Source organism: Methanoregula sp., from assembly GCF_002835825.1.
Lineage (GTDB): Archaea > Halobacteriota > Methanomicrobia > Methanomicrobiales > Methanospirillaceae > Methanoregula.
Genome location: NZ_PIZH01000585.1, coordinates 1 through 1,302 on the forward strand (window position 1 = coordinate 1; position 1,302 = coordinate 1,302).

A 1,302-nucleotide genomic window follows, 5' to 3' on the forward strand; every position below is an offset into this window, starting at 1 on the left:
TGTTTCTGCCCGGTTGAATCATCGAACACCGCCCCAAAATACACTCTCTTCGGGGATGGCACCGAGCACCGGAGCCAAATTGTCAAGGGTTTGAAATATATCGCGAACCGTTCAGGATTGCCGGTCGCGGCAACACGCCCATACAGTTCGAAGAGTTCGGGCGCCAGTTCGCGGATATCCGGGATCGCCTCGAGCACGCGTTTTCCTTTGATATCGGCAAGACCGGTCAGCTCCCTAAAACGCTGGTTGGTATCGAGATACTCCCAGTCCACGGGTCTTCCTGCATCATCGTAGATCATCCGGCAGTACGCAAACCCTTCCAGCATGGTCTCAAAGAGCGTGCGGAATTTCTCCTCGCTCTCCCGCAGGGCATCCTCCGCGCTCCTCCGGCTCGTGATGTCCCGCACGATCCCGAGAACCTCGTCCCCGCCCAGGGTAACGAGCCGGGCCTCGTACTGCCGGACCCCCTGAGGAAGATCGAGCCCGTACTCGAAGACCTGCAGCTCCCCGGTCTCAAGTGCCCGTGCAATGTGGTCGAGGATCGTTGCTGTCGTCTCCCTGCCAAAGCCTGAGGAACGGATATTTGTCCCGATGATGCGGTCGGCCGGGACAGCAAGGTCGCTTTCGTCCGGCACCCGGAAATCCCGGTAGGTCCCGTCCCTTGCAATGATGAACATCATGTCCGGGATTGCCCGGAGCAGGGTCGAGCTGCGCAGTTCGCTCTCCCGGAGGGCCCGTTCTGCAGCTTTGCGTTCGCTGATGTCCCGCAGGAACGTGAAGACGTACTTGCGCCCCTCATGTTCAAGGAGCCCTGCACGGTAATCGATCGGGAAGACAGTCCCGTCTTTTTTTACCTGGTCCATCTCGCCCCGGATCCACTCGCCGTTCAGGACCGCCTCGAACCGGGCCGGGGCACCCTCCACGTTCTCCGGTACATCGAGGTCGGTGATCTTCATCGCCAGGAGCTCGTCCCGCGTATAGCCGTGGATGGCGAGACCGGCAGCGTTCACATCAATGAACCGTCCGCGGTCCGGCCCTTCTGCCTCGAAGATGAAGATGCCCTCGCCCGAACGCTCGAAGATGAGGCGGTACCATGCCTCGCTCCTGCGCAACTCACGATCGGCATGCCGGAGATCCTCGGTCCTCTCTTTCAGCCACTCTTCGAGTTCGGCGTGCTCTTTCCTGAACGCCTCATCGAGGGCGAACTTGTAGAGTGCGATACTGATCTCGGTCTGGATCTCGCGCTCGTTCCAGGGTTTGACGATGTACCGGTATGGCCGGGTCTTCGCAGCCCGCCCGACC

The 1,302-nt window shown here is 60.4% G+C and carries 1 protein-coding gene; it reads right to left on the bottom strand.

Translation table 11 applies throughout. The features are described 5' to 3' along the window. The coding region (locus CW742_RS13540; RefSeq protein WP_292421267.1) for a PAS domain S-box protein at positions 1-1,302 on the bottom strand (1,302 nt) is incomplete at both ends.